Below are 223 nucleotides of genomic sequence, written 5' to 3' on the forward strand. Positions count from 1 at the left end.
CCGAGCGGTACCTGGCCGCCCTGGTCGACGCTCCCGAGAAGCACGTCGCCGAGCCGGAGAAGACCGACGAGGCCGCGGCCGCCGCCGCCCTCTGACGACCTTCCCACCCACCTCACAGCACATCCCCCGAGAACTCAAGGAGAACACCATGGCCACCCTGACCGCCACCGATGCCGACTTCGAGGACGTCGTCCTCAAGAGCGACAAGCCCGTCCTGGTCGAC

General features: G+C 68.6%; 1 pseudogene. It reads left to right on the plus strand.

The window, feature by feature from the left end:
• Positions 1-148: 148 nt before the first annotated feature.
• Positions 149-223: pseudogene (locus IF47_RS32060) on the plus strand (thiol reductase thioredoxin); the annotation flags it as partial.

The sequence above is a fragment of the Streptomyces megasporus genome, assembly GCF_000718985.1.
Taxonomy (GTDB): Bacteria; Actinomycetota; Actinomycetes; order Streptomycetales; family Streptomycetaceae; genus Streptomyces; species Streptomyces megasporus.